The organism is Lachnoanaerobaculum sp. OBRC5-5, assembly GCF_000296385.1.
Classification (GTDB): Bacteria; Bacillota; Clostridia; order Lachnospirales; family Lachnospiraceae; genus Lachnoanaerobaculum.
This window is the reverse complement of sequence record NZ_JH815185.1, coordinates 1,550,391-1,570,234: the sequence shown is the minus strand read 5'-3', so window position 1 is coordinate 1,570,234 and position 19,844 is coordinate 1,550,391. Positions and strand designations below refer to the sequence as shown.

Genomic DNA, 19,844 nt, shown 5'->3' with positions numbered 1-19,844 from the left:
ATGGAAAATATGAATGCCCTAGACAGGCAGTACAGGGAAATGACAGAGACTCCTGTAGAAAAACTGATTTTACGGCTCAGCATTCCCACTATCATAAGTATGCTTGTAACGAATATTTACAATATGGCGGATACATTTTTTGTCGGAAAGCTCGGAACCAGTGCTTCTGCCGCTATAGGTATAGTATTCTCTTTGATGACTATAAATCAGGCACTCGGATTTATGTGCGGTCACGGTTGCGGCTCAAATATATCCAGAAAGCTTGGAAATAAGCAGGGCGATGAGGCCATAAAGTTTGCATCTACAGGATTTTTTATGTCACTTGTTTTGGGTGTGCTTATAATGATCTTCGGTATAGTATTTATGGAGCCTTTGCTTAGACTGATGGGAAGTACCGATACGATAATGCCTTATGCAAAGAGCTACAGTATCTGTATACTTCTTTCAGCTCCTTTTATGACAGGAAGCTGTGTGCTGAATAATGTTCTGAGGTATGAGGGTAAAGCCGCACTTGCAATGGTAGGTCTTACTCTTGGTGGAGTATTAAATATTATCGGAGACCCGATATTTATATTTGTATTTAATATGGGCACTTTGGGGGCAGGTATCTCAACTGCGGTTTCACAGGTTATAAGCTTTTTTGTATTGCTTGCGATGTTCGGTGGAGAAAGAACCGTTTCCAGGCTTAGACTTTCAGCGGTATCAAAAGATGCAAAGGATATTGTAAATATATTGGAGACAGGCTTTCCGAGTCTGATAAGACAGGGAATGATGAGTGTTTCAACTATGGTTTTAAACTATATGTCCATGCCTTATGGTGACGCGGCTATTGCGGCTATGAGTATTGTCGGCAGGGTATGTAATTTTATATTTGCCGTTGCACTTGGAATTTCACAGGGATTTCAACCCGTATCGGCTTTTAACTACGGTGCAAAGAAGTTTAAGCGTGTGAAGAGGGCTTTTGTATTTTGCTGTGGACTCAGTATGATAATAATAGGAATTTTAAGTGTTGTCTCACTTATATTTTCAGGACATATAATAGGTTTATTCAGAGATGATGCCGATGTTATAAATATTGGAACCTTTGCCTTAAGAGCACAATGTGTGGTTTTATTTTTATCACCTATTACGCTTGCCGCCAGTATGATGTTTCAGGGAGCGGGAGAAAATCTGGCTTCATCAATAGCCTCGTTTTTAAGAAGCGGTATTACATTTGTTCCTATGGTGCTTATATTGCCGAAATTTCTTGGAATATACGGGATACAGCTTGCACAACCGGCGGCGGATATTATTTCATTTATTATTGTAATGCCGCTTATAGTGAAATTTTTCAGGAAAATAAATGCATAAATTTTAGTGGTAAATATTGACAATTTTATGTTTTTACAGTATAAATTAATAAAACCGTTGATTGGGAGAAAAGAAATTAGTTACTCACAGAGAGTCGGAGGTGCTGAGAACCGATAGGGATGACGATTTTAATATGGACCCATGAGGGCGAGGTGAAAGGAAACAAGTAGCTAAGACGGGTGCTCCCGTTACCGGGCAGAAAATGTGTCGGCATTTTTTTAGAGAGAGTATTTTTACTAATGAAGGTGGTACCGCAGGCTTTGCTTGTCCTTTGGATAAGAGGGCCTGCGTTTTTTGTGCAAAGGTCACTGTCGGTAAATATATATCTATATCGAATGCCTTAAGGAGGAGAAAATGAATTTAATAAAGAAACTTGGAATTATTGCAATAGGTGCGGCTTTGATGGCGGGATGTACACCGAAGGCGGATACGGCGCAGAGCACTGATACGGAAACTACAGCAGCAGACAGCAGTGCTGCAGAGAGTGCAAAAGCGGAGTCTACAGACAGCACGGAGATGAAAAAAATCGGAGTGATTCAGCTGGTTGAGCATAAGTCACTTGATATAATATATAATTCATTTAAAGATGAGTTAAAGAACCTGGGATATGTGGACGGTGAGAACGTTAAGATAACATTCCAAAATGCACAGGGAGATATGTCAAATATCACAAGTATAGTTCAGGGATTTGAGGGTGATAAGCAGGATGTTGTGGTAGGTATCGCTACACCTGTAGCACAGGGAGCTATGAGTTTAACAAAGACAACACCTGTAGTTTTCTCTGCAGTTACAGATCCTATAGGTGCAGGAATACTTACAGATATGAATGCGCCTGACAAGGGAATGACAGGAACAAGTGATGCGGTACAGATTGATAAAATAATGGATCTGGCACTTCAAATCACTCCTGATGTAAAGAAGGTAGGCTTTATATACAATCCGGGAGAGGACAATTCTGTAACTAATCTCGGATTACTTGAAAACTATGTAAAAGAGAAAAATCTTGAGCTTGAAACAGTAAGTATTTCAACAAGTGCCGACCTTCAGACAGCAGCAGCATCACTTTTTGAAAAAGTGGATATGATATTTGTATCAAACGACAATACTGTTGCAGAGGCTATGCCTATACTTACATCAGAGGCAATAAAGGCTAAAAAGCCTATATATGTAGGTGCCGACTCTATGGTAATGGACGGCGGTCTTGCTACAGTGGGTATTGACTATACAGATCTCGGAAAAGAAACAGCCAAGATGGTGGATGAAATACTTAAGGGAAAATCTGTAAATGAAATCCCTGTAAAAGTATTTAAGGATGATTTGTTTATCTATGTAAATACAGATACAGCTGCCGCACTCGGTATAGAGATACCTGAGAACATCAAAACAGACAAGAAATTTGTCGAGATTAAATCAAATAATTAGGAGTAAAAATGACATTATCAACATTACTGGGTAGTATTGAACTTGGACTGATATTTGCAATATTATCACTGGGATTATTTATAGCTTTCAGAATTTTGGACCTGCCGGATTTGACGGTGGACGGAAGTTTTGTTATAGGCCTGGCTTACAGTGCTATATGGTCTGTAGCTAAAAATCCGACTATGGGACTTTTAATGGGTGCCTTAGGCGGAATGATTGCAGGCATTGTTACCGGTATATTACATACAAAATTGAAAATCCATGCTATATTGGCAGGAATACTTACAATGACGGGTTTGTATTCTATAAATCTCTTTGTAATGGGTGATAAGCCAAGTGTTTTCTTCTACGGTGAAAAGACTGTATTTACTCCTTTTGAAGGAAAGTTTTTTATAGGTACAACCGACATAGGAAAGTTGATTTTACTGTTTATAATTGTTGTTGTTTTGGTAGCCGCATTAAAGTTGTTTTTAATGACTCAGGTAGGACTTTCTCTTAGAGCTACCGGTGATAATGAGGCAATGGTAAGAAGTTCAAGTATAAATACAGATGCTATGAAAATACTGGGATTTGCACTTTGTAATCTTATAGTAGCCTTCTCCGGTGCAATATATGCACAGTATAATATGACAGCTACACATGGAGTAGGAACCGGAATGCTGGTACTTGGACTTGCAAGTATCATAATAGGAGAGACTGTTATAGGAAAAAGAGGGATGTTAAGACATTTGATTGCCGTGGTAGTAGGTGCGATAATATATCGTATAATGCTTGCGGTAGCATTCGGACTTGGGCTTCCTGCCATATACTTAAAGCTTTTCTCAGCGGTAATAGTTGTGATTGCAATAAGTATACCTTTGATAAAGCCTACAATTGCAAGATGGAGAAAGATACATGCTGGAAATTAAAAATGTTAATGTAATATTTAATAAGGACACTGTAAATGAGAAAAAGGCCTTATGTGATTTGAATCTTAAATTGAATGACGGAGATTTTGTAACTGTAATAGGCAGTAACGGTGCAGGAAAATCCACTATGTTAAATGCGATTGCAGGTAATATAGAAGTGGAGAGCGGAAGAATATATAATAACGGCCTTGATATCACATATATGAAGGAGCATAAAAGAGCAAGATTCATAGGCAGGCTGTATCAGGACCCACTAAAGGGTACGGCACCTCATATGACGATAGAAGAAAATATGGGACTGGCATACAGCCGCGGTAAAAAGGTGAGATTCGGACTTGGAGTAAGAAGAAGTGACAGAGAGTATTTCAAATCTGTATGCACAAAACTTGGCTTGGGGCTTGAGCACAGATTGAAAAATGAAGTCGGAGGACTCAGCGGCGGACAAAGACAGGCGCTTACTCTTTTAATGGCTACTATGGAAACACCTGAACTTTTGCTACTTGATGAGCATACTGCGGCACTTGATCCCAAGACCAGTAAGAAGATAATGGAAATAACTAACAGGATAGTAACCGAAAATAATATTACAACCTTGATGATTACACATAATATCAAAGATGCCTTGCATTTCGGAAATAAAACAATAGTTATGAATAACGGCAGCATATTAAAAGTTCTTGAAGGTGATATGAGAAAGAATATGACGGTTTCGGATGTGATGGAATTGTATTCCGGAACGGATGCCGTATTGACCGATAAGATGATTTTAGGTGAATAAAAAAGTGAGCTCTACAAATTGTAGAGCTCGTTTTTTGTTTGAATATTATTGCCCGGGTCCTATAAGTACCGGAGAACCTTGGCCTCCCGGACCTTCAGTGGACATATGAGCACCGGGTCCCGTACGTGGTGCTTCAGTGGTCGGAGTAACTCCGGGGCCGTGTAATACGTCGGAATCCTCAGGTCCTTTTGAAGACGGGCCTGTATTTATAGGTGAGGCTGTGGTAGTCTCGGGAATTTTTATTTCTGAAGGCTGCCTCTTAGGTTTTGAACTGTTTGAGTTTGCCTTACTTGGAGCAACAATTGTATTAGGTGATTGGCCGGATGAATTACTTCCCGGTGCCGCTCCGACAACATCCCCGTTCGGTGCCACACCGACAGTTACATTATTTTGTTTCGGATTCACAACCGGATGATTTACACTTACCCTTGGTGACACACCGACTCCTGCATCTTCTCCGTCATTTGCCGTAGGCGCATTAGGATCAATAATTTGACTCGGTCCGCCGTGGATGGTACATGTGGCTGTAGGTACCGCATACTGTGAATCATCGGTATTTGATTGTCCGCTTGGAACTATAAGTGCAACCTTTGTAACCGTATTCGGGCAGTTTGCAGTAGGCAAAAGACCGCTTTCGCTACATACCGTTACTGTAGTGTGGTGATCGCATACTTCTGTAGGCACAGTTCCTTTGGCAAAATATTCCGTATATGTGGAATCGCCACGAGGGTCGTGGTCACAAACTCCCGGTATAGGAAGTTTTCCGGACTTTCTGCAGACAACTGCGGTTTCAACGGAATCTGGAACAGGGAAGCCTATATCCTCGGAACCCTCTGAAACTTTAGTCATTATCTTTCGCCATATATCCTTGTGGAAGCTTGTACCTCCATTGTCTGAGAGAGTTTGGTTTTCATCACATCCTGCCCATACTCCTGCAGTATAATATGGTGTAAATCCTACAAACCATACGTCAACATTCTTGGAAGTTGTACCTGACTTACCTGCTACACTCATATTATCGAGATGAGCTCTGGTAGATGTGGAATTTATATTTATTCCGCTGCTTGCAAACTTTCTGTTGTTCTCTGTAGATGCCGCCATAGCATCTGTAAGAAGAAATGCGGTTGAATCCTTTATAACTCTGTGAGTCTGAGGTGTAGTATTGTCAATCAAGGTCTTTCCGTTGTGGTCTACAATCTTTGTAAAGAAGACAGGCTTTGTATATACACCTTGATTTGCTATTGTCGCAAAGGCACCTGTAAGCTCAAGGTTTGTAACACCCTTTGTAAGACCTCCGAGTGCAAGGGATGCATTGTAGTCCTGATCCGTAAGAGTGGTAATACCGAAGTCCTTGGCATACTGTACTCCGACTCTCGGTGTTACGGTTTCCATAAGTGTTTTTAATGCAACTATATTCATAGAATATATGATACCGTCACGAATGCTTGACCATCCCATATATCCCTGTTTGTCATACCAGTTTTGGAAAGTTTTTTCTCCTATTGTATATTCGGCGTCATAATATGTTGTAGCCAAAGTATCACCGCTGGTATCAAGTGCAGGTGCAAATGATGACACTACCTTAAAAGTTGAACCCGGCTGTCTGGTAGTATTTGTAGCCCTGTTTAGAGAAAGAGAAGATGTCTTTTCACCTCTACCTCCGTTTATAGCCTTTACGGCACCTGTTTTTTGATCCATAAGAACAAAGGAAACCTGAGGCTCCAAAACAGTTTTTACACTTTCACCTACTACTGTATCGCCATCTTTAACGACTGTAGCTTTATAGCTTTCAGCATCCGCTTTTGCGGCATCCTCAGTGGTATAAAGTCCGTTGAAGCCGTCGTGAAGCACATCTGAATGGTATTTGTTAATATCCTTTTCGGAATAATTATGTGTGTTCTTTTCACTGTCTGTGACTGTAAGTCTGTATTCAAGTGCATACTTTGTATCAGGATAGTTTTCAGGATTGTTGACTTCGCTGTCCACAATCTGCTGAAGTGAAGGATCCTGAGTGGTATATATTGAGAGACCTCCGCTGTACAAAAGATTATGTGCCTGAGTTTCGGTATATCCCAGTTCATTTATAAATGCGGATGTAACCTGTGAAATTAAAGCATCTGTAAAATAGCTGTAGTGATTATTTTTTTCCTTTGCAAGCGTATTTATATTTTGGATTCTTGAATACACATCATCTGCAAGAGCCTCCTCCTGCTGTTCCTTTGTGATATAACCCTGCTCATACATATATTGAAGTATTATTTTTCTTCTTTCGGAATTTGCCTCCTGACCGGTAATAGGGTTGTACTTGGTAGGCCCCTTTGTTATACCGGCTATTACAGTGGCTTCGGAAAGAGTCAAGTCGGATACTTCCTTTCCGAAGTACCTTCTTGCGGCAACTTTTACTCCCAGTGAGTTGCTTCCAAGGTTGATGGTATTCAGATAATTTGTAAGTATCAACTTTTTATCCATCTGTTTTTCAAGCTTTACGGCAAGATACATTTCCTGGAATTTTCTTTCTACCTTTTCTCCGAAACTTCTTTCTCTACCGCCGTTGAACACATTATTCTTTATAAGCTGCTGTGTTATGGTAGAGCCGCCACCTGATGAACTGTTTCCGGTTATTACACCGCTGACCGCTCTGAGTATAGCTCTGGTATCTATTCCGTTATGCTTCCAAAATCGGGAGTCCTCTATTGCCACGAATGCATCAATAAGAACTTTCGGAAGTTCGTCATAAGTTACCTCTTCACGGTTTGAACCGGCCATTACCAAGGTATCGGTAACCTGACCGGATGCATTGTATACTGTGGTGGCATATCCTAAAGGAACAATACTGTCAACGTCCACATCAGGGGCATTGTCTATAATACCCTTTATCATGCCTACCGCCATGGCACCTCCAAGAACGGTCACTACAAGCAGTGCAAGAAAAAATGTCTTTACAGCCTGAAATATAAATTTGTTTATATATTTCTTTTTTCTTGATCCGGGTGACTTGGAGCTTTTCTCGGGAGTTTTATTTTCATTCTCTTTATTCATCACTTTTTCCTTTTCAAAATAAATTTACATAAATAATCCGGAGCATTTGCCCTTATACCGAATTATACATCATTAATTTAATATAGGCTATCAGCTTTAAATAATCTTTATTTTTTATAAGCTATTATTAATAAAAAAAGGCATCCAAAAGCGGATACCTTTATATATTATTGCTTCGACTTTATCATAGAACGTTTTCTAAGTGTCGGATCGAGGATTTTCTTTCTGATACGAAGATTTTCAGGAGTTACCTCTAAAAGCTCATCGGTATCTATAAATTCAAGTGATTCCTCAAGGCTCATGACTTTCGGTGTAACAAGTCTGAGCGCCTCATCCGCACTGGATGATCTTGTATTTGTAAGTTTCTTTGTCTTACATACATTGATTTCAACATCCTCAGCCTTACCGTTCTTACCGATAACCATACCTGCATATACCTTTTCTCCGGGACCGATAAATAAAGTACCGCGCTCCTGTGCATTGAAAAGGCCGTAGGTAATAGACTCGCCGCTCTCAAAAGCGATAAGAGAACCGGTCTTTCTATAGAACATATCACCCTTATATGGAGCATAACCGTCAAACTCTGTATTGAGAATACCGTTTCCCTTGGTGTCTGTCATAAACTCACCTCTGTAGCCTATAAGACCTCGGGAAGGAATAAGGAATTGGAGTCTTGTATATCCGCCATGTGTCGGACTCATTCCCTGAAGTTCACCCTTTCTAGATGTAAGCTTTTGAATAACGGCACCTGAGAACTCGTCAGGAACATCTACAAATGCAAGCTCCATAGGCTCCTGCTTTTGGTTTCTCTCATCATAGTGATAAATAACTTCGGCCTTACTTACAGCAAACTCAAAACCTTCTCTTCTCATATTCTCTATAAGAACTGAAAGGTGAAGCTCGCCTCTACCTGACACCTTAAAACAATCAGGAGACTCTGTTTCCTCAACTCTGAGGCTGACATCGGTATTTAACTCTCTAAAAAGTCTTTCACGCAAATGTCTTGAAGTGATGTATTTTCCTTCTCTACCTGCAAGAGGAGAGTCATTTACCATAAAGTTCATAGAGATTGTAGGCTCTGAAATCTTTTGGAAAGGAATTGCCTCGGGATTTTCAACCGATGTCAGAGTATCTCCTATATGAATATCGGGAATACCTGAAATGGCTACTATTGAACCTATTCTTGCTTCATTAACTTCAACTCTGTTTAAGCCTTCATATTCATAAAGCTTACCTATTTTTACTTTTTTCATCTTATCAGGGTCGTGGTGGTTTACCAAAGCAACTTCCTGATTTACCTTGATAACACCGTTATCGACTTTACCTACACCGATTCTACCTACATATTCATTGTAGTCGATTGTACTGATAAGTACCTGAGGGTCCGCATCTTCATCACCTGTAGGTGCAGGTATATGCTTGATTATAGTCTCAAATAAAGGCTTCATATCCTCATTGGTATCATTTACATTGTATCTTGCCCAGCCGCCTCTTGCACTTGCAAAGAGGAAAGGACAATCAAGCTGATGCTCGTTTGCATCAAGGTCAAGTAAAAGCTCCAGGATCTCATCAACAACTTCCTCAGGTCTTGCTTCTTCTCTGTCACATTTATTGATAAGGCAAAGTACTTCAAGGTCAAGCTCAAGAGCTTTTCTTAGAACGAACTTTGTCTGAGGCATAGCGCCTTCATAGGCATCTACTACCAAAACAACACCATTTACCATCTTAAGAACACGCTCCACCTCTCCGCCGAAGTCAGCATGTCCCGGTGTATCTATGATATTTATCTTGGTATCACCATAGTGTACTGCCGTATTTTTTGACAGAATGGTGATTCCTCTTTCTCTCTCTATATCATTTGAGTCCATTACTCTTTCAGCCACTTCCTGATTTGCCCTGAAAACACCGCTTTGTTTTAAGAGCTGATCGACCAATGTAGTTTTACCGTGGTCTACATGGGCGATAATGGCAATATTTCTTATATCTTCTCTTTTTGTTATCATATATTCTTCCTCATAAAAATTTACAAATAACTATTATAACATTTTTTTGTTTTTTTTGCTATATCATAGTATAAATTTAGTATAAGGGCTCGGTTTGTTAGTATTTATATATTTTTAATTATAATAACCCTACCTTACTAGTATACCGCATAATAGATAAAAATAAAAGGATTGTATTATTTTGTTTATATAGTATTATTAAAGTGATCTAATATTTACATGTACCTGAGTATATTTAAGGAATGAAGTTTATGAAAAATGTTTTTAAAGTTTTACTGTGTTTTTGTTTTGCCATAGGCTTTCTATATTCGGCAGTATTCTTTTATAATGAAATGAGGGTGGTGAGCACTACGGCGGTCTTTGGTGTTGTGCTGAATATTGTTTGTGGCATTGTATTTATTGTAGAGGTAGTTTTTGAATTTTCAAAAAGGAGAGATAAAAGTGAAGAAGATGGGCTTTTATTATATGATAATGGTAAGTTAAGTAAGGATAAGAAGATAAATTCCAACATAATGGTAGTTATATATTTGTTTTTGATAATTGCAGCTTTTGTAACAGTAGCTGCACATATCTACTGTATGGATATGAGTAATATTATGGATGTGTGCTTTGGAATGATTAGTTTCATTCTTGCAGGTGTTTGTGGAATTGTAGTATTATTTTTGGAAGTGTCAGGAAAAAACAAATGATTTTGAATTTATAAAAAGGCTGTTGTCTTAACGATTGGTACCGACCACTAAAAGTTAGACCAAAATCTAACGATTAGGAGGTCGGTATTTTTTATGGAAAAACATGGTTTTGAATTCAATAAGAAATGATTCTAATACACAGCTACGAAAATGGATTAATGAATAAAGGTCGAAAGAAAACATTGAAAAAATATAAAAAAAATGCTATATTAACTGTACTATGATAGATAATACAGTTAAAAGGAGAAATCTATGATTGTAATTGACTCAAGAGATAAGAGAGCCATCTACGAACAGGTGGTGGACAGGCTTTCGGATCTTATGCTTATCGGGGCATTGGAGCCCGGAGATAAGCTTCCGTCTGTACGTAGTCTTGCTGTAGACCTCTCGATAAATCCAAATACTATACAAAAGGCATATATCGAGTTGGAGCGCCAGGGCTATGTATACAGCGTAAAAGGTGTCGGAAGTTTTGTAGCAGATATGGATGTTATAAAGGAAAACAAGAAAAGCATCATATATAAAGAGCTTGAAGAACTTGTAGACAAATCAAGAAAGATAATAAGTAAAGAAGAATTTTGTAAAAAAGTGGAAGAGTTTTATCCGGAACATAAAGCGAAGGAGGGAGCATGATAGAAGCAAAGAATTTAAGCAAGAGTTTTGACAATATAAAGGCGCTTGACAATATCAATGCAATTATAAGAGACGGAGATGTGTTCGGACTTATAGGTACCAATGGTGCGGGAAAGAGTACTTTTTTAAAGACTCTTGCCGGAATACTGAAACCTGACAGCGGTGAGATACTTATAGATGATGAAAATGTATTTGAAAATATAATGGCAAAAGAAAAGTTTTTCTATATTTCAGATGACCAGTTTTTCTTTTCAAATACCACACCGAAAGAGATAATAAAGTTTTATACATCTGTTTACAGAGACTTTGATGTTAAGAAGTGTCAAGATATTTTGAAGGCACTTGATCTGGATATCAACAGAAAGATAAATACTTTTTCAAAGGGTATGAAAAAGCAACTCTGCATTGCAATAGGAGTGGCTGCAAACACCAGATATCTGCTCTGCGACGAGACATTTGACGGACTTGATCCTGTAATGAGGCAGGCGGTAAAGAGTCTTTTTGCAAAGGAGATGGATGAAAGAGGACTTACACCTATAATAGCTTCACACAACCTTAGAGAGCTTGAGGATATATGCGATCATGTGGGACTTTTGCACAAGGGCGGAATACTTTTATCAAAGGATGTTTCCGATATGAAGTTGAATATCCATAAGGTGCAATGTGTATTTGAAAAAGACTTCGATATGGAAAGACTTAAAGAGCTTGATATTATGCAGGTAAAAAACAGCGGCAGAGTGCACACAATTACCATAAAGGGAAGTGAAGAGGATATTAGAGAGAAGATGGAGTCCTTTGCCCCTGTATTTTATGAGATGATGGGACTCAGTCTTGAAGAGATATTTATAAGTGAAACGGAGGTGTATGGATATGACATCAAAAAGCTTATTTTTTAAATTGATGAAAGAGGACTTTAAAACAAGAGTCTGGACTCTGGCAATCAGTATTCTTATATTTTTCTTTTCGCTTATCGTGGCAACCGCTATGATGATAAGCTTTAATTTATATGAAGGTAGCGCATACTCTTCATACTCTTATAGAGAGGATTTGGCATTAAACTTCATTTCCTATATAGATGTTACAAATCCTTTTTTTGGAATTATATTTATAGTATTGTCTCTGGTTATGGCAATGTCAGGATTTGCATATCTGTATTCCAAAAAGAAGGTGGATTTATATCACAGTTTACCTGTAAAAAGAGAAGTCCTCTATTTTATAAAGATAATAAACGGCATATTGATAGTTGTTATACCTTTTATTATCTGTGAAATTGTGGCAAGTCTTTTGGTACTTGCAAATACAGGTGAAATAATGGTGATTACATCGGCATTATGGGCTATAGCGGAGTGGACATTATTATTTATACTGAGCTATTTTTTGACAGTGTTTTCAATAATGCTTACAGGAAATATGCTTATAGGAATATTGGCCTGTGGATTTTTCAGCTTTTATTTTCCTTTAATTTCATTGGTGCTTAAGGGATATCAAAGTACGTTCTTTGATACTTACTACACATCGGGATTTATTATTGAAAATGTCCTGCCGAATATGTCAAGCTTTATGCTGATGTTTAATATATTTGAACTTAAATGGCTTACCAGAATTATAATAGTAATACTTGCAAGCATAGCCTTCCTTTTTATAAATCTTTTCCTATATAAGAAAAGGGCTTCAGAGGCGGCAGGTAAAAGTGTCGGCTTTAATGTGATAAAGTTGCCTATAAAGGCTATGATGGTTATCTTTATGAGTATACTTATGTATCTTTTGGGATATGAAGTAATGAATCACAGCATCGGCTGGGGACTTTTCGGACTTATAGTGAGCGGTGTTATCACTCATTGTGTAATGGAAATCATATACAATCAGGACTTTAAAAAGATTTTTGCAAAAAAGATTGAATTACTTGTGCTTATAATAATTTCAATATTTATAACGGCAGCTTTTCAGTTTGATATATTCGGATATGACAGCTATATTCCGAGTGCTTCACAGATAAAGAGTACAGCAGTGATATCCGATCTTTTGGAAAGCAATTCTGAACAGTATTATAATAAAGTTGAAATTTCGGACGCATATTATGATGAATCATTTGTTGATGTGGATTATGCAAGTGACAGTAAGATAGAAGCCGATCAGATAAAGAAAATGGACATCCAAAATAAAGATGCAGTACTGGAGTTGGCCAGGCAGGGCATAGAAGCCGCAAAATATGATTTGGAACCGCAGGGAGATTTTGATAGAGTTTTGATTTCATATAAGCTTAAAAACGGGAGAACTGTAGGCAGAGTTTATTATTTGGATTTAGATCAAAGTACTTTGGGCCTTTCAAGTGTTTATGCTGATGAAAGCTACAAAAAAAGCAACTATCCTATACTTTCACAAAATCCTGAGAATATAGTAAGTGTGGACTTTAACGGTATAATGGATAATGATACTCATATAGTGTTTCATGACGATGAGATGAAGAAAAAGTTTGTGGAAACCTATAAAAAAGAGCTAATGAATCTTGATTATGAAACAAAATTAAAAAGTTATCCTTTTGCATCCATAAGATTTAATGATAATTTTATGGAAGGTGCTTTAAGAAAGTATGCCGGATTTAATTATACAAGTGACAGTACAAGTGCTACATACTCAAAATGGGAGAATATATATGCAAGTTCACTCGAATCTGTGGGTTTTTATCCGATATATCCGGAGTTTAAGGAGACTTTGTCTTTATTAAAGGAGATGGATGTAGAGGTTATATATAAGTTCCCTGCAGAATATGTGGAAAGTATAGATGTGTCTTATAATGATTGGGAAAATATTGACTTAGATAATAATATCGAAGAAGTTGAGTCTTATTCGAGTGAGACTACGCCAAAGACCTTTACAGATAAAAAGGATATAGAAGATATTTTGGATAAACTGGTTATTTGTGACAGTCCTTATAAGGAAAATCTGAATGAGGATCGCAATTATGCGGCAATTATCAATGCCGGAAATTCAGAAAGTTCGGCTTACAGAGGCTACAATTCGTATGGATTTAAAAAGGGTAATATTCCTGATATAATAAAGAAGTAATATATATTATATTTGATCTTGTGAAGGGGGTATTAATGTCATGAAAAGAGAAGCTAATATATTATTAAGTATACTATGGGTTATAATCTTTATTCTTAATATAGCTATATTTTTTGTAGATACATCAAATATGAGGGATAATATTACCATGCTAGCATTTGAATTGTATTCTGTTTCTGTAGCGTATGATTCAATAAAATCGATTATTTTAGGGAAAGATTTAAGTAAAAATACATTGATTTTAAGAATGATTATTGGGATTATAAGTATAGTGTTACAAATTATTATACTTATAAAATATGCCGGTTTTATTTAATATAATCTATAATTAATTTAAATAATAAGGGGGTTGTCGGTATTGACAGCCCCTCACCATGTTTTAAGGTTGTTTTCCTATATATGCAAGTATTCCGCCGTCTACATAAAGTATATGTCCGTTTACAAAGTCGGATGCGTGGGATGAGAGGAATACTACAGGGCCTGCAAGGTCAGTAGGGTCTCCCCATCTGTTTGCAGGTGTCTTTGCAAGTATAAATGAATCAAAAGGATGTTTGCTTCCGTCAGGCTGCTTTTCACGAAGAGGTGCAGTCTGTGAGGTTGCAATATATCCGGGACCGATTCCGTTGCACTGAATATTGTACTGTCCATATTCGGAAGCAATGTTTTTTGTGAGCATCTTTAAACCGCCCTTTGCGGCAGCATAGGCACTTACAGTTTCTCTTCCAAGCTCACTCATCATGGAGCAGATATTTATGATCTTACCGCTTCTTCTCTTTACCATACTTGGTAAAACAGCCTTTGCCATAATAAAAGGTGCTATAAGGTCCACATCTATAACTGAATTAAACTCATCCACACTCATATCGGTCATTGGAATTCTTTTTATAATTCCTGCATTGTTTACCAAAATATCTATTTCACCGATATTCTTTTCAATATCGGCTACCATCTTTTTTACATCGTCCTCATTGGTTACATCACATACATAACCTTTTGCATCAATATTTTCTCTTCTATATGCTTCAAGACCTTTTTTTAGTCCATCCTCTGAACTGCTGTTAAATATTACCTTCGCACCTGCGTCGGAAAGTGCCTTTGCCATTGCAAAGCCTATGCCATGAGATGCACCGGTAACAAGTGCTGTTTTCCCGTCAAGTCTGAAGCTGTTTAAAACATTTTCCATCATCTCAAATCCTCATTCTTTATAACATCCATATCATCAAATGCCTGATTTTCACCACCCATTGCCCAGATAAAGGTATAGTTTGATGTACCTGCAGCAGAATGTATACTCCATGAAGGTGAAATAACCGCTTCTTCATTGTGCATTACAATATGTCTTGTTTCATTAGGCTCACCCATAAGATGGAAGATAACATTATCCTTTGGAACTTCAAAGTACATATATACTTCCATTCTTCTTTCATGAGTATGTGCAGGCATTGTATTCCATACATTACCTTCATCAAGAACTGTCATACCCATGGAAAGCTGCGCAGTCTGAAGTACATCAGGATGTATAAACTGGTTTATAACTCTCTTATTTGCAGTCTTATTGTCACCCAGAGGTTTCTTTGCAGCATCTTTGATTGATATAAAAGTGGTTTTGTATGAAATATGTGCCGGAGCACTTACCATATAAAACTTTGCAGGATTGCTCTTATCAAAACTTCTGAATGTAACATTCTTTGTGCCCTTTGTAATGTAGAGGCAATCTTTATAGTCAAGTGTAAAGACTTCATCATCCGCAACGATTTCGCCCTTGCCTCCTATATTGAAAATACCGATTTCCCTTCTTTCAAGGAAATACTTTGTACCGAAGTTTGACCACACATCAATTCCCTTATCTATGGAAACGGTCTCATTTACAGGCATACATCCTAATGTCACCATTCTGTCCACATGTGAATATACGGCAACTACCTCGTCTTCCCTGTAAAGGTCTTGAATAAGAAATTCATCTCTTATCTCATCTGTAGTGTAAAATTTAAAGTCTCTTTGGTTTGCTGAATAACGAATGTCCATAAATCCTCCTTTAATATGCTATAAATATTTCATCAAATTTATTACTGAAAGTTGCATTGATTCTATCAATGCCGCCGTAAAGATGCTTTTTAACTATCTCCTCTATCTTGGAGGTATCTCTGTTTTTGATTACCTCATAGATTTGTTTGTGCTCAAGTATTACCTGCTCATAATTTTTACATTCCAGCATATCCAGCATACAAAATCTTGTGTAATTGGGTTCAGATTTTCTTATCTGCTCCCAAAGATAGGTATGTCCGGTTTTCTTATACAATAATTCATGCATTGACAAATCTATCTCTTTGAATTTGTCAGGTTTAAAGTATTTGGCATTTTTATAGCTGTTATTCAGTTGCGCTACGGTCATTTCAAGTTTTTTGATATCTCCCTCTGTTGCTACAGCTATGTAATCTTTCATAACCATGCACTCAAGGGCAAATCTCTCATATATAATCTGCTTGACGATTTCCATATTGATCATGGATACTCTTGAACCGCTCTTTGGTATTATATTGACAAGTCCCACGCCTGCAAGCCTTGAAAGCGCAGAACGTATCGGTGTTCTTGAAACATTGTATCTGGTGCGAAGGATGTTTTCACTTACAAGTTGCCCGGGTTTAAACTTAAGCATCAATATGTCGTTTTCTATTTCAGAATATATATATTGTGTGGTAGAAATACTTACACGCCCCCTTTCATATATAAATTAATCTTGTATGCAAGTAATATTTTATGCTATGATTAATCGACTTATAATACCATGATATAACAGGGGTTTTAATAAGTCAACCGAAAACTTGTATCCAAGATTGAAAGCAACTTGTATCCAAGAAAGAAAAAATAAAATAATTTTGACCGGGAGAAATATATGGGCGGACTTTTTAATTATGACAATCCTATATGGCGATTTGTAGGAAGAATATGGGATCTGTTTATACTGAATTTACTTTGGGTATTATGTTCAATTCCTATAGTGACATTCGGAGCGTCAACTACGGCAATGTATTACTGTACTATGAAGATAGCAAGAGATCGTGACAGCGGTGGAGTACTTTCGATGTTCTTTCACAGCTTTAAGGACAATCTTTTGCAGTCGACAATTATATGGGTGATAATGGCATTTGTCGGTGGAATTCTTTTTTTTGATATAAGATTTTTCAGCTTCTATTCACCTATAGAAAATACGGTGATAAAAATGATTATATTTACAATCACCTGCTTTTTGATTTTACTTTGGCTGTTTATATTCACATACATATTCCCGATACAGGCCAAATTTATCAATCCGATAAAGCAGACATTTAAGCTGGCGCTTTTTATGTCTGTAAAACACCTTATAAGAACAATAATAATACTTGCAGGAAGTGTTTTGATACTTGCCGCAGTATATATCCTTATCATGAGGATGCCGGGAGTGATGTCAATGCTTATTTTTGTACTGGGTTCTGGGATTTCACTGTTTCAGGCAAGCCAGTTTAACATGATATTTGATAAATATATTGATGAGAATAATGAATAAGAAAAAAGATTGTACTTATTTTTAGACATTTTGTTATTTTATTAACCTGTCATAGTGCTTGTATTGTTGCTATCTTTTTACTATACTATTACATATATGAGCTCTTATGAGCTTTTTATGTGCAAACAAGCACATGATAGAAATTTAGCTATATGCTGTAAGAATGGAAAGGGATATGTCATATGTCAATGATGGATCAACTAAAGAAACGTGCAAAAGAAAGTAAAAAAACCATAATATTACCTGAGTCAATGGATAAGAGAATCTATCAGGCTGCCGAGGTAATTCTGAAAGATGGTTTGGCAGACCTAATAATAATAGGTACTCCACAGGAAGTAGAAGAGAATTCTAAGGGTTGTGATATCACAGGAGCAACAATAATCGATCCAAATACTTATGAGAAAACTAAAGAATATGAGGATCTCTTCGTAGAGCTTAGAAAGTCAAAGGGACTTACTCATGAAGATGCAAGAAAGCAAATGTTAAGCGACTATACTACTTACGGATGTCTTATGCTCAAGGCGGGAGATGCGGACGGACTTGTAAGCGGTGCCTGTCATTCAACAGCTAATACACTTAGACCTGCATTACAGATAATAAAGACTAAGCCGGGTGCAAAGCTTGTTTCAGGATTCTTTGTAATGGAAGTTCCAAACTGCGAATTCGGTGAGAACGGTGTATTTGTATTTGCAGACTGTTCTATAGAGCAAAATCCGGATCCTGAAAAGCTTGCATCTATTGCACTTTCATCAGCAGAGAGCTTTAAGTTCCTTGTAGGAGCGGAGCCTAGAGTTGCAATGCTCAGCCATTCATCAAAGGGCAGCGCAAAGCATGACGATGTAACAAAGGTTGTTGAGGCTACAAGAATCGCAAAAGAGCTTGCGCCTGATCTTTGTCTTGACGGAGAGCTTCAGCTTGATGCGGCTTTGGTTCCTGAAGTAGGAGAGAGCAAGGCACCGGGTTCAAAGGTTGCAGGACATGCTAATGTACTTGTATTCCCTGATCTTGATGCGGCAAATATCGGATATAAGCTTGTTCAAAGACTTGCAAAGGCAAATGCTTACGGACCTATGTGTCAGGGTATTGCAAAGCCTGTAAACGATCTTTCAAGAGGATGCTCTTATGAAGATATAGTAGGCGTAGTGGCAATCACAGCAATTCAAGCTGCAGGTGAAGATAAATAATAAAAAAGAGGTGTAGTTCATTATGAAAAATGTATTGGTTATAAATTGCGGAAGTTCATCATTAAAGTATCAGCTTATAAACATGGAAAACGAAGAGGTATTGGCAAAGGGATTGTTTGAGAGAATCGCAATTCCCGGATCAAAACTTACACATGAGCCTGAAGGAAGAGAGAAGTTTAAGATTGAAAAGGATGTAAAGAATCATACAGAGGCTATTGCTTTGGTACTTGAAGCTCTTACAGATAAGGAACATGGTGTAATAAAGGATGCAAGCGAGATTTATGCTATCGGACACAGAGTAGTACAGGGTGGAGTAAAATATCCTGAATCTGTAGTTATCACAGATGAGGTGAAGAAGGATATTGAGAAGTATTCAGATCTTGCACCGCTTCACAATCCTGCAAACCTTATGGGTATTGAAGCTGTAGAAAAGGCTATGCCCGGTGTTCCTAATGTAGCGGCATTTGATACATCATTCGGTATGAGCATGCCTGAGAAAGCATATAAGTATGCCATTCCGAACGAGTACTATGAGAACTACCATATCAGAAGATACGGATTCCACGGTACAAGCCATATGTATGTATCACAGGAGGCTATCAAGTTTGCAGGTCTTGACAAAGACACAGCAAGAGTTATCGTATGTCACCTTGGAAACGGTGCTTCAATCTCAGCATCTGTCGGCGGTAAGTGTATAGATTCATCAATGGGTCTTACACCGCTTGAGGGACTTATCATGGGTACAAGATCGGGAGATATCGATCCTGCTATAGTACAGTATATTTGCAAGAAAGAGAACAAGAGCGTAGACGAGGTGCTTGATATACTTAACAAGAAATCAGGTGTTCTCGGAATGAGCGGCGGAGTATCATCAGACTTCAGAGATATAGAGAATGCTGAGGCTGACGGTAATAATCTTGCAAAAGTTGCACTTGAGGCGTTCAGATACAGAATTATAAAGTATGTAGGTGCTTATGTAGCCGCTATGGGTGGAGTTGATGCTCTTTGCTTTACTGCTGGTGTCGGAGAGAATGATAAGATTACAAGACAGATAGTAGGAAATGCTTTGGGATTCATCGGCGCAAAGGTTGATGAAGAGGCAAACAATGTTCGTGGTAAGAGAACTATGATTTCAACACCTGACTCAAAGGTTAAGATTATGTTGATGCCTACAAATGAGGAGTTGGCTATAGCAAGAGATACTTACAGACTGGCTAAAAAATAATAT

At 37.7% G+C, this 19,844-nt stretch carries 17 protein-coding genes and 1 other annotated feature; of the genes, 12 read left to right on the top strand and 5 right to left on the bottom strand.

From position 1 onward, the window contains the following. The 4 genes from HMPREF1135_RS07480 (at window position 1) to HMPREF1135_RS07465 (ending at window position 4,458) form a co-directional block, all read left to right on the top strand. On the top strand, window positions 1–1,350 hold the full coding sequence (locus HMPREF1135_RS07480; RefSeq protein ID WP_007593763.1) for an MATE family efflux transporter: 1,350 nt from the start codon (window positions 1–3) through the stop codon (window positions 1,348–1,350). A 48-nt stretch (window positions 1,351–1,398) separates the two neighbouring features. Beyond that, window positions 1,399–1,625: a binding site (T-box leader), on the top strand. A 79-nt stretch (window positions 1,626–1,704) separates the two neighbouring features. Next, window positions 1,705–2,772, top strand: a complete 1,068-nt coding sequence (locus HMPREF1135_RS07475) for an ABC transporter substrate-binding protein (protein WP_007593757.1) — start codon at window positions 1,705–1,707, stop codon at window positions 2,770–2,772. Between the two features lie 8 nt (window positions 2,773–2,780). Next, on the top strand, window positions 2,781–3,680 hold the full coding sequence (locus HMPREF1135_RS07470) for an ABC transporter permease (RefSeq protein WP_007593756.1): 900 nt from the start codon (window positions 2,781–2,783) through the stop codon (window positions 3,678–3,680). Further along, the gene (locus tag HMPREF1135_RS07465; RefSeq protein WP_007593755.1) at window positions 3,667–4,458 is read left to right on the top strand and encodes an ABC transporter ATP-binding protein; all 792 of its coding nucleotides are present in this window, start codon (window positions 3,667–3,669) and stop codon (window positions 4,456–4,458) included. Before HMPREF1135_RS07470 ends, HMPREF1135_RS07465 begins: the two co-directional genes overlap by 14 nt. A 45-nt stretch (window positions 4,459–4,503) precedes the next feature. Here HMPREF1135_RS07465 and HMPREF1135_RS07460 read toward each other — a convergent pair whose 3' ends face one another. Beyond that, window positions 4,504–7,497, bottom strand: coding sequence for a transglycosylase domain-containing protein (locus HMPREF1135_RS07460; RefSeq protein ID WP_007593754.1), 2,994 nt, complete (start codon window positions 7,495–7,497; stop codon window positions 4,504–4,506). Window positions 7,498–7,664: 167 nt separating this feature from the next. Then, complete coding sequence (gene typA, locus HMPREF1135_RS07455; RefSeq protein WP_007593752.1) at window positions 7,665–9,500, bottom strand: translational GTPase TypA; 1,836 nt, start codon at window positions 9,498–9,500, stop codon at window positions 7,665–7,667. A gap of 251 nt (window positions 9,501–9,751) precedes the next feature. Here typA and HMPREF1135_RS07450 point away from each other — a divergent pair, with 251 nt between their 5' ends. From HMPREF1135_RS07450 to HMPREF1135_RS07430, 5 genes are all read left to right on the top strand, one after another. Continuing rightward, the gene (locus HMPREF1135_RS07450; protein WP_007593750.1) at window positions 9,752–10,189 is read left to right on the top strand and encodes a hypothetical protein; all 438 of its coding nucleotides are present in this window, start codon (window positions 9,752–9,754) and stop codon (window positions 10,187–10,189) included. A 252-nt stretch (window positions 10,190–10,441) separates the two neighbouring features. Then, complete coding sequence (locus tag HMPREF1135_RS07445; protein ID WP_007593748.1) at window positions 10,442–10,822, top strand: GntR family transcriptional regulator; 381 nt, start codon at window positions 10,442–10,444, stop codon at window positions 10,820–10,822. Beyond that, window positions 10,819–11,718, top strand: a complete 900-nt coding sequence (locus tag HMPREF1135_RS07440; RefSeq protein ID WP_007593746.1) for an ABC transporter ATP-binding protein — start codon at window positions 10,819–10,821, stop codon at window positions 11,716–11,718. The genes HMPREF1135_RS07445 and HMPREF1135_RS07440 overlap by 4 nt, the downstream gene beginning before the upstream one ends. Beyond that, window positions 11,687–13,888 carry a DUF6449 domain-containing protein gene (locus tag HMPREF1135_RS07435; protein WP_242824846.1) on the top strand — a complete coding sequence of 734 codons (2,202 nt, stop codon included), beginning with the start codon at window positions 11,687–11,689 and terminating at the stop codon, window positions 13,886–13,888. The genes HMPREF1135_RS07440 and HMPREF1135_RS07435 overlap by 32 nt, the downstream gene beginning before the upstream one ends. 40 nt (window positions 13,889–13,928) lie before the next feature. Next, window positions 13,929–14,204 carry a hypothetical protein gene (locus tag HMPREF1135_RS07430; RefSeq protein WP_007593742.1) on the top strand — a complete coding sequence of 92 codons (276 nt, stop codon included), beginning with the start codon at window positions 13,929–13,931 and terminating at the stop codon, window positions 14,202–14,204. Window positions 14,205–14,267: 63 nt separating this feature from the next. Here HMPREF1135_RS07430 and HMPREF1135_RS07425 read toward each other — a convergent pair whose 3' ends face one another. From HMPREF1135_RS07425 to HMPREF1135_RS07415, 3 genes are read right to left on the bottom strand one after another with little or no spacing between them, the layout of a single operon-like run. Then, window positions 14,268–15,071 (bottom strand): gluconate 5-dehydrogenase, encoded by an 804-nt coding sequence (locus HMPREF1135_RS07425; protein ID WP_034243416.1) that lies wholly within the window; start codon window positions 15,069–15,071, stop codon window positions 14,268–14,270. Next, window positions 15,071–15,913 (bottom strand): 5-dehydro-4-deoxy-D-glucuronate isomerase, encoded by an 843-nt coding sequence (kduI, locus tag HMPREF1135_RS07420; protein ID WP_007593736.1) that lies wholly within the window; start codon window positions 15,911–15,913, stop codon window positions 15,071–15,073. The genes HMPREF1135_RS07425 and kduI overlap by 1 nt, the downstream gene beginning before the upstream one ends. Before the next feature lie 10 nt (window positions 15,914–15,923). Then, the gene (locus HMPREF1135_RS07415; protein ID WP_007593735.1) at window positions 15,924–16,544 is read right to left on the bottom strand and encodes a GntR family transcriptional regulator; all 621 of its coding nucleotides are present in this window, start codon (window positions 16,542–16,544) and stop codon (window positions 15,924–15,926) included. Between the two features lie 237 nt (window positions 16,545–16,781). Between HMPREF1135_RS07415 and HMPREF1135_RS07410 the strand changes: the two genes are divergently transcribed. The 3 genes from HMPREF1135_RS07410 to HMPREF1135_RS07400 all read left to right on the top strand — a co-directional run bounded on the left by HMPREF1135_RS07410 (window position 16,782) and on the right by HMPREF1135_RS07400 (window position 19,841). After that, window positions 16,782–17,432 (top strand): YesL family protein, encoded by a 651-nt coding sequence (locus tag HMPREF1135_RS07410; protein ID WP_007593734.1) that lies wholly within the window; start codon window positions 16,782–16,784, stop codon window positions 17,430–17,432. A gap of 182 nt (window positions 17,433–17,614) precedes the next feature. After that, on the top strand, window positions 17,615–18,616 hold the full coding sequence (gene pta / locus HMPREF1135_RS07405) for a phosphate acetyltransferase (RefSeq protein ID WP_007593733.1): 1,002 nt from the start codon (window positions 17,615–17,617) through the stop codon (window positions 18,614–18,616). A gap of 22 nt (window positions 18,617–18,638) precedes the next feature. Then, entirely contained in the window at window positions 18,639–19,841 is a 1,203-nt protein-coding gene (locus HMPREF1135_RS07400; protein ID WP_007593732.1) for an acetate/propionate family kinase, read from the top strand. Window positions 19,842–19,844: the final 3 nt, after the last annotated feature.